Below are 20124 nucleotides of genomic sequence, written 5' to 3'. Positions count from 1 at the left end.
GCCCCCTCACCCCAGCCCTCTCCCCCGAGGGGGAAAGGGAGCAGATCTCAGTTGCTTGCAAACCCGAGTTCGACTCCGGACTTTCAAGTCGGCGTAACTCGAACAAACAACTCGTTCAGTCCCCTCTCCCTCCGGGAGAGGGCTAGGGTGAGGGGGCTTTTCCCTGACACTCTACACATTCAACCAGCACCAAGGCCCCCGATGAAACGCTACGAAAAATTCGCCGACGACATCGCTGAACTGATCCGCTCCGGCGTCCTCGGCCCCGGTCAGCGGGTGCCGTCGGTGCGCTACGCGAGCCAGACCTACGGCGTCAGCCCGTCCACGGTGTTCCAGGCCTATTACCTGCTGGAACGTCGCGGCCTGATCCGCGCCCGCCCGCGCTCCGGCTACTTCGTCAATACCCACGCCCCGAGCCCGTTCTCGGAGCCGGTGATCAGCAGTCAGGTCAACGAGTCCACCAAGGTCGACGTCAGCGAACTGGTGTTCTCGGTACTGGAATCGATCAAGGACCCGAGCACCGTGCCGTTCGGCTCGGCGTTCCCCAGCCCGACCCTGTTCCCGCTGCAACGTCTGTCCCGCTCACTGGCCAGCGCCGCCCGGGAGATGGACCCGCGCATGGTGGTCACCGACATGTCGCCGGGCAACCCGCAACTGCGTCGGCAAATCGCCCTGCGTTACATGGTCGGCGGCCTGATGCTGCCGATGGAAGAACTGCTCATCACCAACGGCGCCCTCGAAGCACTGAACCTGTGCCTGCAAGCTGTGACCGAACCCGGTGATCTGGTGGCCATCGAAGCCCCGGCGTTCTATGCCAGCCTGCAAGTGCTGGAACGGCTGAAACTCAAAGCCGTGGAAATCCCTGTGCACCCGCGCGACGGCATCGACCTCGGCGTGCTCGCCCAGACACTGGAACGACACCCGATCAAGGCCTGCTGGTGCATGACCAGTTTCCAGAACCCGATGGGCGCGACCATGCCCGAGGCCAAGAAACAGGAACTGGTGGAACTGCTGAAACAGCATCAGGTACCGCTGATCGAAGACGACGTCTACGCCGAACTCTATTACGGCCAGCAGGCGCCGAAACCCGCCAAAGCCTTCGACACCGAAGGGCTGGTGATGCACTGCGGCTCGTTCGCCAAGAGCCTGGCCCCCGGCTACCGAATCGGCTGGGTCGCCGCCGGCCGCTACGCACAGAAAATCGAACGACTGAAACTGATGACCTCGCTGTGCGCCTCGATGCCGGCACAAGCGGCCATCGCCGACTACCTGCAACACGGCGGCTACGACCGTCACCTGCGCAAACTGCGCTACGCCCTGGAAGAACAGCAAAGCGCCATGCTCGCGGCCATCGCCCGCTACTTCCCGGCGCAGACACGCGTGAGCCAACCCGCCGGCGGTTATTTTCTGTGGCTGGAACTGCCACCGCAGATGGATTCGTTGAAGTTGTTTCAGATGGCGTTGGCGCAGGGCATCAGCATTGCGCCGGGGCCGATCTTTTCGCCGACCCAGCGCTTCAGAAATTGCATTCGACTGAACTACGGCAGCCCGTGGACCGAGGATGCGGAGAAGGCGATGGAGACGTTGGGGCGGATTGTGCGGTCGTTCTGAGTGGCCGCTGATCGTTGATCGTTCCCACGTCGAGGCGTCGAACCGTCCGCGTGGGAATGCCTCAAGGGACGCTCCGCGTTCCAGCTCTGGAGGGGACGCGGAGCGTCCTGGGCTGCATTCCCACGCGGAGCGTGGGAACGATCATTAACGGCCGCCGCCGAGATCGACGAAAGTCCCCGTGGCATACGAAGCCTTGTCCGACAGCAACCAGACAATCGCCTCCGCCACTTCATCCGGCCGCCCGCCCCGGGCCATCGGAATCGCGGACTCCAGCTTGCTGACCCGATCCGGGTCGCCGCTCAAGGCGTGGAAGTCGGTATAGATGTAACCTGGACGCACCGCATTCACCCGAATCCCCTCGCCCGCCACTTCCTTGGACAGACCGATGGTGAACGTATCCAGCGCGCCTTTGGACGCCGCGTAATCGACATATTCATTCGGCGAGCCCAGCCGCGCGGCGACCGAGGAGACGTTGACGATGCTGCCACCCTGCCCGCCGTGTTTGGGCGACATGCGCAGAATCGCGTGCTTGGCGCAGAGGATCGGCGCCAGCACATTGGTTTTCATGATTTTGAGAATGCGGAATTCGGACATTTCGTCGACCCGGGATTTTTGCCCCACGGTGCCGGCGTTGTTGACCAGGGCGGTGACGCGGCCCAGTTCGGTGTCGACCCGGTGAAACAGCGCAATCACTTCGTCTTCGATACTGACGTCGGCACGCACGGCGATGGCTGTGGCGCCGCGCTCACGCACCTGGTCCAGCACGTGGTGAGCGGCCTGTTCGTCGGTCTGGTAATTGATGCAGATCCGATAGCCTTGCTCGGCAGCCAACAGCGCGGTGGCGGCGCCGATTCCACGACCACCGCCGGTGATCACAATGACTTTATCCATGCTGGCCTTTCCCCCGATGCACACGTAACAGTCGGGGCAAGAATAACCGTCATTGCAGGGTTTTGCATGACCTGCGATTAGCGGCTCAGCTCACCGCCAATTGTTTGCCGCGCACGATGTCCTGCAGGAAGCGATCCGCCGGCATCGGGTGACCGAGCAGATAACCCTGCAGCGAATCGCAGCCCAGTTGCGTCAGGAAATCCTGCTGCGAATCGGTTTCCACGCCTTCAGCCACGATGCGCAGCCCCAGCGCCTGACCGAGGGCGACGATCGCCGAGACGATGGCCGCGTCATCGCTGTCGTGTTCCAGATCGCGGACGAAACCGCGATCGATCTTCAGCTCGTTGGCCGGCAAACGCTTGAGGTACATCAGGCTCGAATAACCGGTGCCGAAGTCGTCGATGGACAGGTCGACGCCCATGTCGGACAGTTCCTGCAACACCGTCATGCTCGCATCGGCGTCACTCATGGCGGTGGTTTCGGTGATTTCCAGGGTCAGGCTGTTGGCCGGTAAATGGTGGGTGGCCAGGGCCTTGGCCACGCTGCTTACCAGCCCTGCATGGCAGAACTGCAACGCCGACAGGTTCACCGCAATCCGCCAGTCGGTGTAGCCCAGTACGTACCACTCGCGCATCTGCCGGCAGGCCTCATTGAGCACCCACTCGCCAATCGGAATGATCAGTCCGGTCTTCTCCGCCAGATCGATGAACTTGTCCGGCATCAGCATGCCCTGGGTCGGATGTTCCCAGCGCAACAAGGCTTCGGCACCGACCGGACGACCGTCGGCCGCATGAAATTTGGGTTGGTAATGCAGGCTGAACTCGCCATGCTCCAGCGCCGCCCGCAAGTCCTGCAGCAATTGCAGTTGCTTGCGCGCGTTGCTGTTCATCGAAACGTCGAAGAAGCTGTAACCGTTCTTGCCGCCGCCCTTGGCGTGGTACATCGCGGCGTCAGCATTCATCAGCAGTTCCTGGGCGCTCTCCCCGTTGCCGGGGTACAGGGCAATGCCGACGCTGGCGGAAATCTGCAACTCATGCTCGGCGACCCGGAACGACCGGGCGATCAAGCCGACCTGACGCGCCGCCAGACCCAGTGCATCGTTGGGTTCGGTCAGGCGCACCAGCAGGACAAACTCATCGCCACCGATCCGCGCCAGCGTGTCGAGGCTGCGCAAGTCTTCGCGCAGACGCACCGCCACTTCGCGCAGCAACTGATCGCCCATGTGGTGACCGAAAGCGTCGTTGACCGGTTTGAAGCCGTCCAGATCGATGAACATCAGCGCAAAACAGCCGCCCTGCTCGTTGACCTTTTTCATCGCCTGATTGATCCGGTCGTCCAGCAACATGCGGTTCGGCAGGCCGGTCAGGGTGTCGTGCAGCGCCAGTTGGGTGAGTTCGCGGTTGGCCACGGTCAATGAATGGGCCAGATCAGCCGTACGGGCTTCGAGGCGGGCGTCGAGAATCGAGGTCAGCAGCGCAATGGCCAGCACCGCCAGCGTGGTGATCAGCACCAGATTGTCGAGGCCGTTGCCGTTCAGGCCGCTGAGTGCCGCGCCGCAAAAACTGCCATCAGGAAACCGCGCCGCCGCCATGCCGGTGTAGTGCATGCCGACAATCGCCACGCCCATGACAATCGCCGCCCCGGCCCGAAACAGCCGCACGTAAGGCGAATGCTGACGCAGGCGAAAGGCGATCCACAGCGCTGCCGCCGAAGCGCCGACAGCGATCAGCAACGAGGCGCCGAACAGTGTCGGATCGTAGTCGATGCCCGGCTGCATGCGCATCGCGGCCATGCCGGTGTAATGCATGGCGCTGATGCCGGCGCCCATGATCAACGCGCCAAAGGCCAGTTGCCAGGCCGGCAGTTTCGGCTGACTGACCAGCCACAGCGCGAAACCGCAGGACAGCACGGCGATCAGCAATGAAAGCGCCGTGATCGAAATGTCGTAACCGAGGCTGATCGGCAGCTTGAACGCCAGCATGCCAATGAAGTGCATCGACCAGACGCCGATGCCCATGGCAAACGCCCCGCCGGCCGTCCATAAATGCACGGCGCGGCCCTTGGCAGTGGCAATGCGCCCGGTGAGATCGAGCGCGGTGTAGGAAGCGAGGATCGCCACACACAGCGAAATGAAAACCAGCGTGAAGGAGTAGCTACCGATGAGCATGGGAATTCTCGTGACCACCCCGCCGTACTGCGTCCGTTCTCCGCGGGGCCAAATGCGCCGATTGTACTGATTGCGCAGAAGAACGCACTGACAAAGTAATCAAATGGCCATCAACCCGATGAAACGCTTGTTTGATCGTCGGGCAAGGCTCTGATTCAGGGTCTTGAGAAGATCGTCCGCCTCGCCGGCAGATCGTTCCCACGCTCTGCGTGGGAATGCCTCAACGGACGCTCCGCGTTCGGCTCTGGAAGGGACGCGGAGCGTCCCGGGCTGCATTCCCACGCGGAGCGTGGGAACGATCATGACTTCACGTCAGCGGTTATCAGTGGTTTCCAACTGCCCATCCCACCCACCGCCCAGCGCCGCAATCAACTGCACACTGGCAATCAAACGGCTCTGCAGGATATTCAGGACAGTGCGTTCATTACTCAACGCCGTGGCCTGCACCGTCACCACATCGAGATAAGCAATCACCCCGGCCTTGTACTGGTTTTCCGTCAGACGCAACGAATCCCGTGCCGCATCGAGGGCTTCCTGGCGCACGACCGCTTCGTCTTCGTACACCTTCAACTGCACCAGATAGTTTTCCACCTCGCGGAAACCGTCGAGCACGGTCTGGCGGTATTTGGCCACGGTCTGGTCGTACACCGCTTCGGTGCGGTCGACTTCGGCCGAACGGATGCCGCCGTCGAACAGCGGCAAAGTCATTTTCGGCCCGACCGACCAGAAGCGGTTCGGCAGGCTGATCAGATTCTGCGAGGTACTGCTGCTGTAGCCGCCGCTCATGCTCAGGCTGAAGTCGGGGTAATACGCGGCCTTGGCCACGCCGATGTTGGCGTTGGCGGCAATCACCGAGCGCTCCGCCGAGGCGATGTCCGGACGGCGCTCGAGCAACTGCGACGGCAGGCTCAGCGGAATCTGCGGCAGCTTGGGAATGTCCTGGGTCTCGGCAATATTGAATTCGGCGGGGGGCTGGCCGGTCAGTACCGCGATGGCGTTTTCGAACTGCGCCCGTTGCCAGATCAGGTCCACCAGATCACCCTGAGTGGTTTTCAGCTGGGTCTGCGCCTGCGCCACCGCGTCCCGCCCGGAAACCCCGGCGTTGTACTGGTTCATGGTCATTTTCAACGAGCGCTCGTAAGCCGCCACTGTCGATTCGAGCAGGCGTTTCTGCTGATCGATCACCCGCAATTGCAGGTAGTTTTGCACCAGCTCCGACTGCTGGCTCAAACGCATCGCCGCCAGATCGGCATAGCTCGCCTGAGCGCTGGCCTCATTGGCTTCCAGGCCGCGACGCAACTTGCCCCAGACATCCGCTTCCCAACTCACGCCCAGTTGCGCGTTGTAGGTGTCACGAATACCGCTGGAGGAACTGCTCAAGCTTGAACTGCTGCTACCGGTACCCTGACTGGAACGGGTCTTGCCGGCACTCAGATCAATACTCGGATAAAACGCTCCGCGCGCACTGCGCACCAACGCCTGGGCCTGACGGTACTGGGCCTCGGACTGGGCGACGGTCTGGTTGGAGCTGTTGAGTTTCTCGATCAGCTGGTTGAGCTGACGGTCGCCATACAGCTCCCACCACGCGCCGCGTGCCAGGGAATCGCTCGGGTTGGCCTGACGCCAGCCTTCGGCTTCCTTGTACTGGGCGATTTCGGCGGTCTGCGGGCGCTGGTAGTCCGGGCCGACGGCGCAGGCACTGAGCATCGCCACGCACAGCGACAGGCTCAGCAGGCGCGAGCCGCGGACAGTGGCCAGATTGATAAGCGAACGGTCAGTCATAGCGGAGTTTCCAGAGCGGCATCGGTGCGCACGCCACGCCATTTGTTGAAACGATGGCGCAACTTGTCGAGATAGAGGTAAACCACAGGCGTGGTGTAAAGGGTCAGCACCTGGCTGAAAATCAGCCCGCCGATAATGGTCAGGCCCAGCGGCTGGCGCATTTCCGCGCCTTCGGCCCGGCTGAGCAGCAACGGCAAGGCGCCGAGGATCGCCGCCAGCGTGGTCATCAGGATCGGCCGCAAACGTTGCAGACAGGCGCTGCGGATCGACTCCAGCGGCGCCATGCCTTGATGACGTTCCAGTTGCAGCGCCAGGTCGATCATCAGGATCGCGTTCTTCTTCACCACGCCGATCAGCAGGAACAGCCCGAGCAGCGAGATCAGGCTGAACTCGCCGCCCAGCACATAGATCGACAGCAAGGCACCGACCCCGGCCGAAGGCAGCGTCGACAGAATCGTCAGCGGATGAATGTAGCTTTCATACAGCACGCCCAGCACCAGATACACCGCCAGCAGCGCACCGAGGATCATGAACGGCTGGCTCTTCTGGGTAGCGGCGAAGGCATCGGCGGTGCCGGCCATTTTCACGATCACGTCTTCCGGCAGACCGAGCTTGGCAATCGCCCGTTCGATGGCGGCGCTGCCCTGCTCCACCGTCACACCTTCGGCCATGTCGAAGGAAATGCTCTCGGAAGCAAACTGGCCTTCGTGGCTGACGCGATCGTCTTCCAGGCTGTTTTCATAATGAGCGAAAGTCGACAGCGGAATCCGCGCACCGTCGGCGGTGATCACCTGGACCTGCTTGAGCGTCACCGGGTCCTGAGCGTATTTCGGATTGACCTCCATCACCACCTGATACTGGTTAAGGCTGTCGTAGATCGTGGAAATCTGCCGCTGGCTGTAAGCGTTGTTGAGCACCGCTGTGACCATTTCCATGTCCACGCCCAGGCGTTTGGCCTGATCGCGGTCGACGATCAATGTCACCTGCTGCGCACCCGCGCCTTCGCGGGCATCGATGGCGGTCAGCTCGGGCAAGGCCCGCAACGCGGTGACCACTTTCGGGTACCACTCGCGCAGCTCACCCAGATCACCGCTTTGCAGAATGTAACTGTACTGCGAAGTGGTCTGCTCGCGGCCGCCGCCGAATTGCAGGTCCTGGTCGGCCATCAGCATCAACTGCGCACCGGCCACCTTGGGCATTTCCTTGCGCAGGCGCTCGATGACCTTCTGTGCCGAGATATTGCGCTCCTTGATCGGTTTCAGGCGCACCAGCATGAAGGCGTTGTTGGTGCCGTTGGTGCCACCGATGAACCCGGCGACACTCTCGACCGCTGCGTCCTTGAGCACGGCGCGCCGGAAGGTCTCCATTTTCGGCTGCATCACACTGAACGACAGACCGTCGTCACCGCGCACGAAACCGATCAACTGGCCGGTGTCCTGCTGCGGCATGAAGGTTTTCGGCACCACCACATAGAGGGCGACGTTCACCCCGACGGTGATGATCAGGCTCAGCAATGTCAGGCGCCGGTGACGCAACACCCAGTCGAGGCTGGTGGCGTATTTGCCGACCATCCAGTCGTTGGTGCGGCGGCTCCAGCGTTGCAGGCGGTTTTCCTCGCCCGGTGTATGGGGTTTGAGCCAGCGGGCGCAGAGCATCGGGGTCAGCGTCAAAGAAACCACCAGCGACACCACGATGGCCGCGGCCAGGGTGATGGAGAACTCGCGGAACAGGCTTTCGATGATCCCGCCCATGAACAGGATCGACAGGAACACCGCCACCAGCGAGACGTTCATCGACAGCAAGGTAAACCCGACTTCCTTGGCCCCGAGGTACGCGGCCTTCATCGGTTTGACGCCTTCGTCGATGTGCCGGGAAATGTTCTCCAGCACCACGATGGCGTCGTCCACCACCAGCCCGGTGGCGAGAATCAGCGCCATCAGCGACAGGTTGTTCAGCGAGAAGCCGTAGAGGTACATCACCGCAAAGGTGCCGACCAGCGACACCGGCACCGCCAACGTCGGAATCAGGGACGCACGGAAATTGCCGAGAAACAGGAACACCACCAGAATCACCAGCGCCACGGCGATCAGCAGGGTCATTTCCGCTTCGTGCAGGGTGGCCTTGATCACCGGCGAGCGATCCATCGCCAGGTTCAGTTTGACGCTGGCCGGCAGCACCGCCTGCAACGCCGGCAACTGCGCCTTGATCTCGTTGACCGTCTCGATGATGTTGGCGCCGGCCTGGCGGTTGATCACCAGCAACACAGCCGCGTCGTCGTTGAAGAAACCGCTGTTGTAGCGGTCTTCCACGCCGTCGCTGACCTTGGCCACGTCTTTCAGACGCAGGGCCGCGCCGCCGTTGTAGTGGATGATCAGCGATTCGTAATCCTTGGCTTTCTCCAACTGGTCGTTGGCCTGGATCTGCCACAGGCGCTGGTCGTCCTCGACCGAGCCCTTGGGCCGGCGCACATTGGCTTCGGCGATGGTCTTGCGCACATCGTCCAGGGCCACGCCGTACTGGTTCAGCGCCTGGGGGTCGAGTTCAATGCGCACCGCCGGCAAAGAGCTGCCGCCGATCTGCACTTCACCGACGCCCTGCACCTGGGACAAGCTTTGGGACAGGATGGTCGACGCCAGGTCATAGAGCTGGCCTTTTTCCAGCACGTCCGAGGTCAGCGACAGCACCATGATCGGTGCCTGCGACGGGTTGACCTTCTTGTAGGTCGGCATGCTGCGCATCCCGCTCGGCAGCAGGTTGCGCGAAGCGTTGATCGCCGCCTGCACTTCCCGCGCTGCGCCGTTGATGTCGCGATCGAGGTCGAATTGCAGAATCACCCGGGTCGAGCCCTGGCTGGAACGGCTGCTCATGGTGTTGACGCCGGCGATGGCGCCGAACGAGCGCTCCAGCGGCGTGGCCACGGTGGACGCCATGACCTCCGGACTGGCGCCGGGCAGGCTGGCCTGCACCACGATCACCGGGAAGTCCATTTGCGGCAGCGGCGACACCGGCAGCAGGCCGAAGCTCACACCGCCCAGCAGCATGATCGCCAATGAAAGCAGCATGGTTGCCACGGGGCGCTTGATGAAAGGACCCGAAAGATTCATAGGTGGCAACCACTAGCGGCAAGCTGCAAGCCGCAAGCTAAAAACCTGTTCCGAGTCCGCTTTTCTCTTGCAGCTCGAAGCTTGACGCTTGCAGCTGTATTCACGTCGCCCTTCACGCAACCTCTCCTGTGCCGGACTTCGCCCAACGCCGTCCCAACCGATCAAAAGCCAGGTAAATCACGGGCGTCGTGAATAAGGTCAGCACCTGACTCACCAGCAACCCGCCGACCATCACCAGACCCAGCGGTTGACGCAATTCAGCACCGGAACCGGTGGCCAGCATCAGCGGCACTGCGCCGAACAGCGCCGCCAGCGTCGTCATCAGAATCGGCCGGAAGCGCAACAGCGCGGCCTGATAAATCGCCTGCTCCGGCGCCATGCCCTGAGTGCGTTCGGCGTCGAGGGCGAAGTCGATCATCATGATCGCGTTCTTCTTCACGATACCGATCAGCAGGATGATGCCGATGATCGCGATCATCCCCAGGTCATTGCCACTGAGCAGCAACGCCAGCAACGCCCCGACCGCCGCCGACGGCAAGGTCGACAGAATGGTGATCGGGTGAATGTAGCTCTCGTAGAGCACGCCGAGCACGATGTACATGGTCACTACCGCCGCCAGAATCAGCAGCAAGGTGCTCGACAGCGACGCCTGGAACGCTTCGGCGGCGCCCTGGAACTGGGTCTGCACGCCGATCGGCATGCCGATGTCCTTCTGCACCTGCTCGATGATGTCCACCGCATGCCCCAGCGCCACGCCGGGTGCGAGGTTGAACGACATCATCACCGCCGGGAACTGGCCGATGTGGGTAATCGCCAGTTGCGCCTGCCGTTCCTCGACGTGGGCCAGGCTCGACAACCGCACCTGACCGCCATCGGTGGTCTTGACGTGAATCTGATCCAGCGCCTGCGGGCCGATCTTCTCCCCGGCCTGAGCCTGCAGCACCACGCGGTACTGACTGGCCTGGGTGTAGATGGTCGAGATCTGCCGCTGGCCGAACGCGTCGTACAGCGCATCGGTGATGTTCGACACCGACACGCCCAGCCGTGAAGCGGCGTCGCGGTCAATCACCAGGAACACCTGCAAACCCTTGTCCTGCAAGTCGCTGGCGACGTCAGTCAGTTCCGGGCGCTGGGCCAGAGCCTCGACCAGACGGCCGCTCCACAGACTGAGCAATTCGGAATCCGGCGACGACATGCTGAACTGATACTGGGTGCGGCTGACGCGGTCTTCGATGGTCAGGTCCTGCACCGGCTGCATGAACAGACGGATGCCGACAAGCTTGTCCAACTGCGGTTGCAGGCGGGCAATCACTTCGGTCGCCGTCAGATCACGCTGGCCATGGGGTTTGAGGTTGATCAGCAACCGACCGCTGTTGAGCGTGGCGTTGTCACCGTCGACCCCAATGTAGGACGACAGGCTTTCTACCGCCGGATCTTCCAGAATCACCTTGGCCAGCGCCTGCTGACGCTCGCCCATGGCGGCAAAGGAAATTGACTGCGGTGCTTCGGAAATGCCCTGGATCACCCCGGTGTCCTGCACCGGGAAGAAGCCCTTGGGCACCACCATATAAAGGAACACGGTCAGGGCCAGCGTGCCGATGGCCACCAGCAGAGTCAGCGGCTGGTGCTTGAGCACCCACTGCAACTTGCGGCCGTAAGCGGCGATCATCCAGTCGATGAACGCGCCACTGGCGCGGTAGAAACGGCCCTGCTCATGTGCTTCCGGCTCACGCTTGAGCAGACGCGCGCACATCATCGGCGTCAGGGTCAGCGAGACCACCAGGGAAATCAGGATCGCTACCGCCAGGGTGATGGCGAATTCGCGGAACAACCGCCCCACGACGTCGGCCATGAACAGCAACGGAATCAGTACCGCGATCAGCGACAGGGTCAGGGAAATCAGGGTGAAACCGATCTGCTTCGCGCCCTTGAGCGCCGCCTGCATCGGGCTGTCACCCTCCTCGATGAAACGCGCGATGTTCTCCAGCATCACGATCGCATCGTCGACTACGAAACCGGTGGCGATGGTCAGTGCCATCAGCGTCAGGTTGTTGACCGAGAAGCCAGCGAGGTACATCACGCCGAACGTACCGATCAGCGACAGCGGCACGGCCACCGACGGAATGATCGTGGCACTGGCGCGCCGCAGGAACAGGAACGTCACCATCACCACCAGTGCGATGGCGATCAGCAATTCATGTTGCACGTCGGTGACCGAGGCACGGATGGTCTGGGTGCGGTCGGTCAGCACGACCACGTCGAGACCGGCCGGCAGGTTGTCGGTGATGCTCGGCAGCAGCGCCTTGATCCGGTCGACCACCTCGATCACGTTGGCGCCCGGCTGACGCTGAATGTTCAACAGAACGGCCTGATTCTGGTTGGCCCATGCCGCCAGACGCTCGTTCTCGGCGCCGTCGACAATCTGCGCGACATCCTTGAGCCGCAGCGGCGCACCGTTGGCGTAGGCCAGGATCAGGTTGGCGTAATCCTTGGGCGACGTCAGCTGGTCGTTGGCGTCGAGCATCGACACCCGGGTCGGGCCGTCGAAGTTGCCCTTGGGCTGGTTGACGTTGGACGCACTGATCAGCGTGCGCACGTCCGACAGGTTCAGGCCGTTGGCCGCGAGGGCCTCCGGGTTGACCTTGATCCGCACCGCCTGACGCTGACCGCCGGCAATGCTGACCATACCGACGCCGCTGATCTGGGCGATCTTCTGCGCCATGCGCGTATCGACCAGATCATTGAGTTTGGGCAGCAACATGGTTTTCGAGGTGATGGCCAGGGTCAGCACCGGGGTGTCCGCCGGGTTGACCTTGTTGTACACCGGCGGCGCGGGCAAGTCGGTCGGCAACAGGTTGGTCGCGGCGTTGATCGCGGCCTGCACCTGCTGTTCGGCGACGTCCATGTTGATGTCGAGGCTGAACCGCAGGGTCAGCACCGACGCGCCGCCGGAACTGGTCGAGGCCATTTGCGTGAGGCCCGGCATCTGCCCGAACTGGCGCTCAAGCGGCGCGGTGACGGCACTGGTCATCACGTCCGGACTGGCGCCCGGATACAGGGTCATGACCCGGATGGTCGGGTAATCCACCTGCGGCAAGGCCGAAACCGGCAGCAGGCGATAGGCGATCAGACCGGCCAGCACGATGGCCAGCATGCTCAGCGTGGTGGCGACCGGGCGGAGGATGAACAGACGCGAAATGTTCATGCGCCCTTCTTGGCCTTGTCAGTGACGGCGGCGTCAGGCGCAGTGGCGGCGGACTTGCCTTGCAGGTGCTCGGTCGGGGTGGTCGGCACATCCTTGCTGTCGTTGACCACTTCCACTTCGCTGCCTTCCTTCAGACGGTCGGTGCCTTCCAGCACCACCCGGTCGCCGGCGGCAAGACCTTCGGTGACCACCGTGTTTTCGCCGTCGCTGGCACCGATCTTCAATTGGCGGATGGTGACTTTCTTGTCGCCGTCCAGCGCGTAAACGAAGGTGCCGTTGGTGCCGAACTGGATGGCGGCGGACGGCGCCAGCACCACACCTTTCAAGGTGTCGGCCAGCAGGTGAACGTTGACGAACTGGTTGGGGAACAGCGACTGATCGCGGTTCTCGTAGCGCGCCTTGAATTTCAGGGTACCGGTGGTCACGTCGATCTGGTTGTCGAGGCTTTGCAGCACACCGGTGGCTTGCAGTTTGGTGTCGCCACGATCCCAGGCCTCCGCCGGCAGTTTGGCGCCGCTGCGGTAGCGGGCGAGCACGGTTTCCAGGCTGTTTTCCGGCAGGGTGAAGGCGACGCTGATCGGTTGGGTCTGGGTGATCACCGCCAGGGAGGTCGTGTCGTTGGCCGCCACGAGGTTGCCGACGTCAAGCTGACGCAGGCCGACGCGACCGGCAATCGGTGCGCGGATCTTGGTGAATTCGAGATTGAGCTTGGCGTCGTTGACCGCCGCCTGATTGGTTTTCACGGTGCCGAGGTATTGGCCGACCAGCGCTTCGGCGGTGTCCAGCGTCTGCTTGGCGATGCTGTCTTCCTTGTACAGGCCGCGATAGCGCTCGACATCGACCTGGGCGTTCTTCAACTGCGCCTGATTCTGCAGCAAGGTGCCTTCCGCCTGGAGCAAGGCGTTCTGGTACGGACGCGGGTCGATCTCCGCCAGCAGGTCACCGGCCTTGACCATTTGCCCTTCCTCGAAATAAATCTTCACCAGTTCGCCACCGACCCGACTGCGCACATTGATAGTGTTGAGCGCCGTCACCGTGCCCAGGGCCTTGTAGTACAGCGGGAAGTCCCCGGTGACCGCCGGCGCCACGCGTACCGGAATCGGCCCGGCCGCGCCGCCGAAGCCCGGACGCATCATCCCCGAACGGCCGGTATGGCCGGCCTGCGCCTTCTCGCCGCCCTCCTTGTGGGTCGAACCGGCGGGCCAGAATTTCCAGCACAGACCGGCAATGACCAGCAGGACAAGCAGGCTCAACAGCCAGCGACGGGAGTTTCGGGAAGACGATTGCATGGAGTGATTAACCATTGGGCGCGTGGGCTTCTTTTACGGGAGGCTGAACGATAAGCACTGGTGGGGATTTAGCAAAGCAGCTTTACCGGCAATTTACCTTCCACTTACGTTTCAAGGTGTGAGGCAAAACACTGATACACAAATGAAAACGGCCTGGACAGGGCCAGGCCGTTAACAATTGTAAAAGCGCTTACTTGAGAACGGACAGCGCCGCTTCGTAGTCAGGCTCTTCGGCAATTTCCTTGACCAGTTCGCTGTGCAGGACGTTGTCGTTTTCGTCCAGAACAACCACCGCACGGGCGGTCAGGCCTTTCAGCGGGCCGTCAGCGATGGCCACGCCGTAGTTCTCGAGGAACTCGGTGCCGCGCAGGGTCGACAGGTTTTGTACGTTTTCCAGGCCTTCGGCGCCGCAAAAACGAGCCTGGGCGAACGGCAGGTCAGCCGAGATGCACAGCACCACGGTGTTGCTGATGTCGTTGGCCTGAGCGTTGAACTTGCGCACGGAGGTGGCGCAGGTCGGGGTGTCGACGCTTGGGAAGATGTTCAGCACTTTGCGCTTGCCGGCGAAGTCTTTCAGGGTGACGTCGGACAGATTGCCGGCTACCAGGGAAAAGGCTGGCGCCTTGGAACCGGCTTGTGGCAGTTGGCCGTTGACTTGAACCGGGTTGCCTTTCAGCGTGACTTGAGCCATGAACGGAGTCCTTCTTAACGTTGTTGGGAAAGCATGCAAGAGGCAGAAGTTAACCACGAAATTGTCCGACGACCTATGCCTGGACTGAAATTGTCATGTGCTGGCACGCAAAACTGGATACACATTCTCCAGTAGCCCCACATCCCCGCTCTCAAAGAGGGTGATGCTTGTTAAAACGCAAGTCTGCGTCTTTTCTTTAACGACCTGTCGATTCAGACCCAGGCCGTTCGACTAAGCCATGAATCCCTCACTCACCTGCGGAGAAACACCATGCGCTTCATGATCATTGTCAAAGCCAGCCACGACTCCGAAGCCGGCGTGATGCCCAGCGAGCAATTGCTGACCGACATGGGCAACTACAACGAAGAGCTGGCCAAGGCCGGCATCCTGGTTTCAGCCGACGGTCTGCATCCCAGCAGCAAAGGCGCCCGCGTACGTTTCAGTGGCGAAAAACGTAGCGTGATCGACGGCCCGTTCGCCGAGACCAAAGAGTTGATCGCCGGTTACTGGATCTGGGACGTGAAGTCCAAAGAGGAAGCCATCGAGTGGGTCAAGCGTTGCCCGAACCCCATGCCGGGCACTGAATCGGAAATCGAGATTCGCCAGGTGTTCAGCGCGGAAGATTTCGGCGCCGAGTTCACCCCGGAACTGCGCGAGCAGGAAGAACGCATACGCGAGCAAGCCAAAAAACACTGAAGCCCCGAATCGAGCACGTCAGCATTTTCCGTAAGGCCGGTGACGACTGAGCGAGACACGAGGACTTTTCGGCGCGAAACAGGTAGGGTGCGCAACATCACAATGCCACCACTGGATCGCGTCGCGGTTTTTATGGAGTTGTCATCGCAATGAGTTGCTGGACCGTCCTTGGCCTGTCGGCCGACGCCGATGTGCGCACGATCAAACGCCAATATGCCGTCCTGCTCAAACAGACCCGCCCCGACGACGACCCCGAGGGTTTCCAGCGGCTGCGCGAAGCCTATGAGCAGGCGCTGGCCTACAAGGCATGGCAGCGGTACGAAGAGCAGGATGAGGAGCAGAATCAGGACATTCAAGAGTCCTGGGACCTGAGCGGTCTTACCGTGGTCGAGGTCGATGCCCTGAAACTGGCGATCCGCCCGCTGGACGGGCTCGGCATCGAAGAGCTGAACCGTCGCCTTGCCATCACCCGCGAAGAGGGCTGCGCGCACATCTTCGAAGACACGGTGCTGCATCATTGCATTGAACACCCTGAGACTTCGCAGACGCTGGTGGACTGGGCCATCCCGACCTTCTTCTGGTTCAGCGCCTGGCAACGCCTCGAACTCGACCACATATCGATAGACCTGTTGCTGGATCGACAACGCGCGCGCATTGTGCAACCGATGCACGATGCCCTTGAACGCGAAGACGTTGAAGGTTTCCTCCAGGCCTACGAGCGTTGCGGGGAGCACAACTGGCTCGCGATTGCACTGCAACAGGAATGGTTCAACCGGATGCTCAGCCATTTACTGCTGGATGCCCCGGTCTGGTCTCCCGAGATTTTCGAACGGGTGCGCAACAATCAAGGCTGGCACGGCTGCACGGGAAATCCCTGCCCTGACGGCGAATGGCAACGCCTGCTGGCTCGCCAGAATGCGCCGCTTTTCCTGGCTCACCAGCAACAACTGGCCACGGAGCCCGCTGTCACCCCCGAACACCGCGCCGCCCGCCTGCTGCTGGGCACCGGCTCGTTCAGCGCCCGTCGCGCACTGGCCCGACGCCTGCGCGAGGACGACTGGGCGCAATGCCGCAAGTTGAGTTCGGAGCTGTACGCCAATCACCCCAAGGTCTGCGCGCAGATGCCCGGCGGCACGGCGTTTTTCTGGCAAAGCTGGGAACTGAGCTTCAATGACTGGCCGACCTACGTGGGCGTGGTGCTGGCCTGCCTGATTGGCGCGTTCACCCATTACATTCCGTTGGGTGTGCGCCTCAGTGGGTTGATCAATATCGTCATGATCTCGACCGTGGTGTTTGGCGTGATCGTGGCCGGGCTCAATTGGCTGGTGCACAACGTTGCTCATCGCGTATGGCGGCTGGATGACCGGCTCAGCGCCGCTCTTTGCCCCGGAGTTTTCAAAGACTCGCCGCCGTTCGGCGTGCTGCGCGACCTGGTGCCCGGCGCATTGATGGTGGCCGGGCTCGGCTGGTTTTTCGGCCCGATTGCCGGCGGGGTGTACGCCGCGACCCTGGCGACCTTCGGACTGGTGCGCCGCTGGCAGTCCAGGCCGCGGGTGTCCTGGGAAGAAAGCCGACCTGCCGTGAAAGTCGGCGTGACGATCCTCGGAATTCTGGTGCTGGCCCTCGTGCTCGGCGTATTCAAAGTGGTCGCCAGCCAAGGCACGGTCAATCGCAATCAGGGCCTGCAACCCTGGACCGAACGCCTGTGCAGCCGCTTGCCGGCCACCACCGCCGAATGCAGCGCACCGGCCACCGTTGAACAGTGGTACGGCAAGGAGGCGCGCCCATGACCACCAGATTGATGTTTTGCGTCGGGATCTTCTTCGCGCTGGTGATCATGGGGCTGACGGGCGCGATCCGGCCTTTCCTCCAGCTCGATCTCTGGCTGGACGGGCGCGATGCGCCGCTCACCGCTCAAGCCAATGCCCTGAGCCCGGTGATCGCCTGCGTCAACCGGATCGACGTGCAATGGCGAGTGGCCTACGACCGCTACAAGAACCCTCAACCGCCCGTGCCTCGCGACCAACGCTGGTTGAAGAGCCTCAAGGATTTCGACGACAGCGACGCGTTCAATGTGCGAGACATTCAGCGCGATGTCTGCGGTCAGGGCCTCACGGAAAAACTCGAACTGCTGGAATGGCAGCCTGAACTGGCGCGACAGGCCAACGAGTACGTCCGGGCGCTGAGTCACGTTACGACCACCATTGCACCCACGCGGTTTTACCGGGAGGCGAGTTTCACCTCCGGGTCGCAACAGCCCTCCCCTGGAGAACTGGCTGCGATCGAGCGCGTTTCACAGGAGTACATCGACGCCTCGACGGCTCTGCGGCAAAGCCTGCTGCCGCTCGACGCTGCGCAGCGTCCCGAACAGCTCAAGCTGATCGAGGCTCGTCTGGGCAGGGACATTCACTGGGACTTGCTGGCGTACATGATTCAGGCGCGGGAGACCGTCGACGTGCTCGACGAAGCGATGAAAAATCGCACTCTGACCCCAAAATTGCTGGCCGACACCACCGCGAAGTTGCAACAGGCGTGGAACCGTCGCGAACCCTGGCTCGCACCGCGCACGGGTGGATTCCAGAACAAGACTGATGCCGCACGGGATCTGTGGCTGCGCATCGGCGAGCCGGGGCAAAACTATCTCGAAGCATTGAACACCCTGCAAGCCGACTGGCAGAACCACGCCAAGCCCGAGCGTTTGAGCGAGGACTACTACGCCGTGACCCGCCGTTACGACGGCTTGCTCAGCCATTACAACCGCCTGGCCCGCGCCAGCTTCTGACGTAGTGCACACGCCGGATCGTCCTCAGAGGCGACCCGGCGTGCCGGTCTTACTTGGCCTTGAGCTTGAGGTAGGACTGATGCAGATCCGCCGCCCAGCCATCGATCACGCTTTTCACGTCATCGGCCTTCATCACCTGCGAATCGTTTTCCAGCGGTTTGCCGGTGCCTTTGCGCACCACCTGCGCCGCCACCTTGTTGGTGCCGCCATCGAGGAACACCGCTTCGGTCGCCAACGTGGTTTCCTGATCGCGAATGCCGCTGGCGGTACTGACCGCTGCCGCCACCAACGCCACCGGAATCACCTCATAAGCATGCAGGCCTTCGGTCTTGCTGCTCACGGCGGTGATGGCGGCGCGCACCACAATCACACCCGGCCCGGGGCCTGAGGCCAGCGGCAAGGATTTACCCAGTTCACGCTTGAGCGCCTGATCGTAGTAGCTGGTGATGCCGTTGAGGGTCTGCTGCGGAATCTTCACGGTGGGTTGCGGTTTGGGATAGAGCTGGGTCGGTTCGACGTAGAAGCTGGTGAATTTGCCGATGTCGACTTTCGGGTCGATCCAGCGCATCACTTCGGCCCCCGACGGGGATTTGGCCTCCCTCAGCTGGCTGTAGTCCTTGAGGAAGCCTGAGTACTCGTCGGGTGCGACGGTTTTGCTGGAGCAACCCACCACGCCCAGCGTGGCAATGCACAGGGTGCTCATCATTACGGCTAGCTTCATGCTGTAACTCCTGTCGGAAGGCCGAATTTATTGCGTCGGGGGAGTTACAGGTATAGCTAAATTCGCGCCGTTTGCGATCAGAAACCCCAACATTGCGCAACGTCGGGTCCGGACCTTTGAAAGGTCCGGACCATCACAGGCGCTCAAGGCTTTCTTCTACCAGCTCGAAGTCTCTCCGCTGCGCAACGCCATCTCCCGTCGACTGTTCGCCCGCATCGCCTTGATCAGCGACACCGTGCCCACCAGCAAAATCGCCGCACCGAACAGAAAATCAATGTTGTACAGCTGGAAATCCTGCACCGGCCCCACAAGCACCGTGCGCACCACACCGATTCCGACCAGCGTGGCGAGGAAGTCGATCCCCGGCTCATCGCGGTAGAACACCAGCAGCAACGGCAGGCACAGCACCAGCAGCATCAACAGCACCACAACCTTGAACGAGCCCTTGCGCTCGACGCTGAACGCGCATTCGTGGGGGCCGTAGGCCTTGTAGTCCTCGTCGCGGATCATCGAGTTTTTCTCGTTGATGTAGTCGGCGCGGTTGTACTTCTGGATCGGCGTGAAGGTGTTGGACATCTCCATCAGCGTGGTGATGTTCTTGAAGCGCAGGTCGATGCGCTCGCTACCCTTGAGGTAATACAGGACTGGCTTGTAGCCGTAGCGATAGGTGTCGAAAGGAAACTCGGTGACCCGGCCCTGGACGCTGATCGGCCGCGATTCGAGTTCGGCGAAGGCGCTCTTGTCGGTCGAGGCGAGGTTGCGGCTCAGGGGCAGGACTTTCACCTGTTCGAGGAAGATCGGCGTGACGCCAAAAGACCACTGCAACGGCTCCAGGCGCAGACGCAGTTCGTTGCGGCCCAGGTCATAGCGGTTGAAGGTGCGTTCGGAGACCACTACCGCGCCGCTGAGCATGAACTCGCCGCGCAGGTTGTTGGTGATGCGCAGGGTCAGCTGATCCTTGCCCAGCAGCGCCGCTTCGGTGTTCGGCGGCGTGCCGCACCACGCGGTGCTTTCGCCGACGCCACCGAGCTGACCGCCACGGTTTTCGTTGAATACGTAGATGTAACCGGCCCACAGCGTCACCATCAACAGCAACGCGGTGAGGCCCAGAATTTTTTTGCCCGGACTCACTGATCAGACTCCCTTCTTCGTTCCGTCGTCCAGCCGAAAACCCGCTGGCGACGG

13 protein-coding genes are annotated in these 20124 nt (G+C 61.9%); 4 read left to right on the top strand and 9 right to left on the bottom strand.

Annotation, left to right across the window (positions count from 1 at the left end):
* Window positions 1-201: 201 nt before the first annotated feature.
* Complete coding sequence (gene mapR / locus ACM6JM_RS08450; RefSeq protein ID WP_039772397.1) at window positions 202-1611, top strand: GntR family transcriptional regulator MpaR; 1410 nt, start codon at window positions 202-204, stop codon at window positions 1609-1611.
* A gap of 144 nt (window positions 1612-1755) precedes the next feature.
* On the opposite strand, the gene ACM6JM_RS08445 is transcribed toward mapR, so the two are convergent.
* The 7 genes from ACM6JM_RS08445 to tpx all read right to left on the bottom strand — a co-directional run bounded on the left by ACM6JM_RS08445 (window position 1756) and on the right by tpx (window position 14740).
* Window positions 1756-2502 carry an SDR family oxidoreductase gene (locus tag ACM6JM_RS08445; RefSeq protein ID WP_039772394.1) on the bottom strand — a complete coding sequence of 249 codons (747 nt, stop codon included), beginning with the start codon at window positions 2500-2502 and terminating at the stop codon, window positions 1756-1758.
* A gap of 85 nt (window positions 2503-2587) precedes the next feature.
* Window positions 2588-4669: a putative bifunctional diguanylate cyclase/phosphodiesterase gene (locus ACM6JM_RS08440; RefSeq protein ID WP_103387328.1), complete on the bottom strand. Its 2082-nt coding sequence runs from the start codon at window positions 4667-4669 to the stop codon at window positions 2588-2590.
* Between the two features lie 312 nt (window positions 4670-4981).
* Window positions 4982-6451, bottom strand: coding sequence for an efflux transporter outer membrane subunit (locus tag ACM6JM_RS08435; protein ID WP_414881658.1), 1470 nt, complete (start codon window positions 6449-6451; stop codon window positions 4982-4984).
* A complete protein-coding gene (locus ACM6JM_RS08430) occupies window positions 6448-9555 on the bottom strand; it encodes an efflux RND transporter permease subunit (RefSeq protein ID WP_414881657.1) in 3108 nt (1035 codons plus the stop codon). Before ACM6JM_RS08430 ends, ACM6JM_RS08435 begins: the two co-directional genes overlap by 4 nt.
* 112 nt (window positions 9556-9667) lie before the next feature.
* Window positions 9668-12760: an MdtB/MuxB family multidrug efflux RND transporter permease subunit gene (locus tag ACM6JM_RS08425; protein ID WP_039772386.1), complete on the bottom strand. Its 3093-nt coding sequence runs from the start codon at window positions 12758-12760 to the stop codon at window positions 9668-9670.
* Window positions 12757-14064, bottom strand: coding sequence for an MdtA/MuxA family multidrug efflux RND transporter periplasmic adaptor subunit (locus tag ACM6JM_RS08420; RefSeq protein ID WP_074690906.1), 1308 nt, complete (start codon window positions 14062-14064; stop codon window positions 12757-12759). The genes ACM6JM_RS08425 and ACM6JM_RS08420 overlap by 4 nt, the downstream gene beginning before the upstream one ends.
* 175 nt (window positions 14065-14239) lie before the next feature.
* Complete coding sequence (gene tpx, locus ACM6JM_RS08415; RefSeq protein WP_074690905.1) at window positions 14240-14740, bottom strand: thiol peroxidase; 501 nt, start codon at window positions 14738-14740, stop codon at window positions 14240-14242.
* A gap of 270 nt (window positions 14741-15010) precedes the next feature.
* On the opposite strand from tpx, the gene ACM6JM_RS08410 reads away from it, so the two are divergent.
* The 3 genes from ACM6JM_RS08410 (at window position 15011) to ACM6JM_RS08400 (ending at window position 18218) form a co-directional block, all read left to right on the top strand.
* Window positions 15011-15436 carry a YciI family protein gene (locus ACM6JM_RS08410; protein ID WP_064596264.1) on the top strand — a complete coding sequence of 142 codons (426 nt, stop codon included), beginning with the start codon at window positions 15011-15013 and terminating at the stop codon, window positions 15434-15436.
* A gap of 149 nt (window positions 15437-15585) precedes the next feature.
* The gene (locus ACM6JM_RS08405; RefSeq protein ID WP_085667120.1) at window positions 15586-17226 is read left to right on the top strand and encodes a J domain-containing protein; all 1641 of its coding nucleotides are present in this window, start codon (window positions 15586-15588) and stop codon (window positions 17224-17226) included.
* Complete coding sequence (locus tag ACM6JM_RS08400; RefSeq protein ID WP_414881656.1) at window positions 17223-18218, top strand: DUF3829 domain-containing protein; 996 nt, start codon at window positions 17223-17225, stop codon at window positions 18216-18218. Before ACM6JM_RS08405 ends, ACM6JM_RS08400 begins: the two co-directional genes overlap by 4 nt.
* Window positions 18219-18267: 49 nt before the next feature.
* Here the strand turns inward: ACM6JM_RS08400 and ACM6JM_RS08395 are convergent, their stop codons facing one another.
* On the bottom strand, window positions 18268-18939 hold the full coding sequence (locus ACM6JM_RS08395; RefSeq protein WP_064596259.1) for a DUF3313 domain-containing protein: 672 nt from the start codon (window positions 18937-18939) through the stop codon (window positions 18268-18270).
* Window positions 18940-19095: 156 nt separating this feature from the next.
* Window positions 19096-20070, bottom strand: a complete 975-nt coding sequence (locus ACM6JM_RS08390; RefSeq protein WP_236196655.1) for a hypothetical protein — start codon at window positions 20068-20070, stop codon at window positions 19096-19098.
* Window positions 20071-20124 lie beyond the last annotated feature (54 nt).

This window comes from Pseudomonas sp. IT-P2 (assembly GCF_949767575.1).
Classification (GTDB): domain Bacteria; phylum Pseudomonadota; class Gammaproteobacteria; order Pseudomonadales; family Pseudomonadaceae; genus Aquipseudomonas; species Aquipseudomonas pharyngis.
Note: the sequence above shows the minus strand (reverse complement) of the source record. Positions and strands in the feature narration are given on the sequence as shown.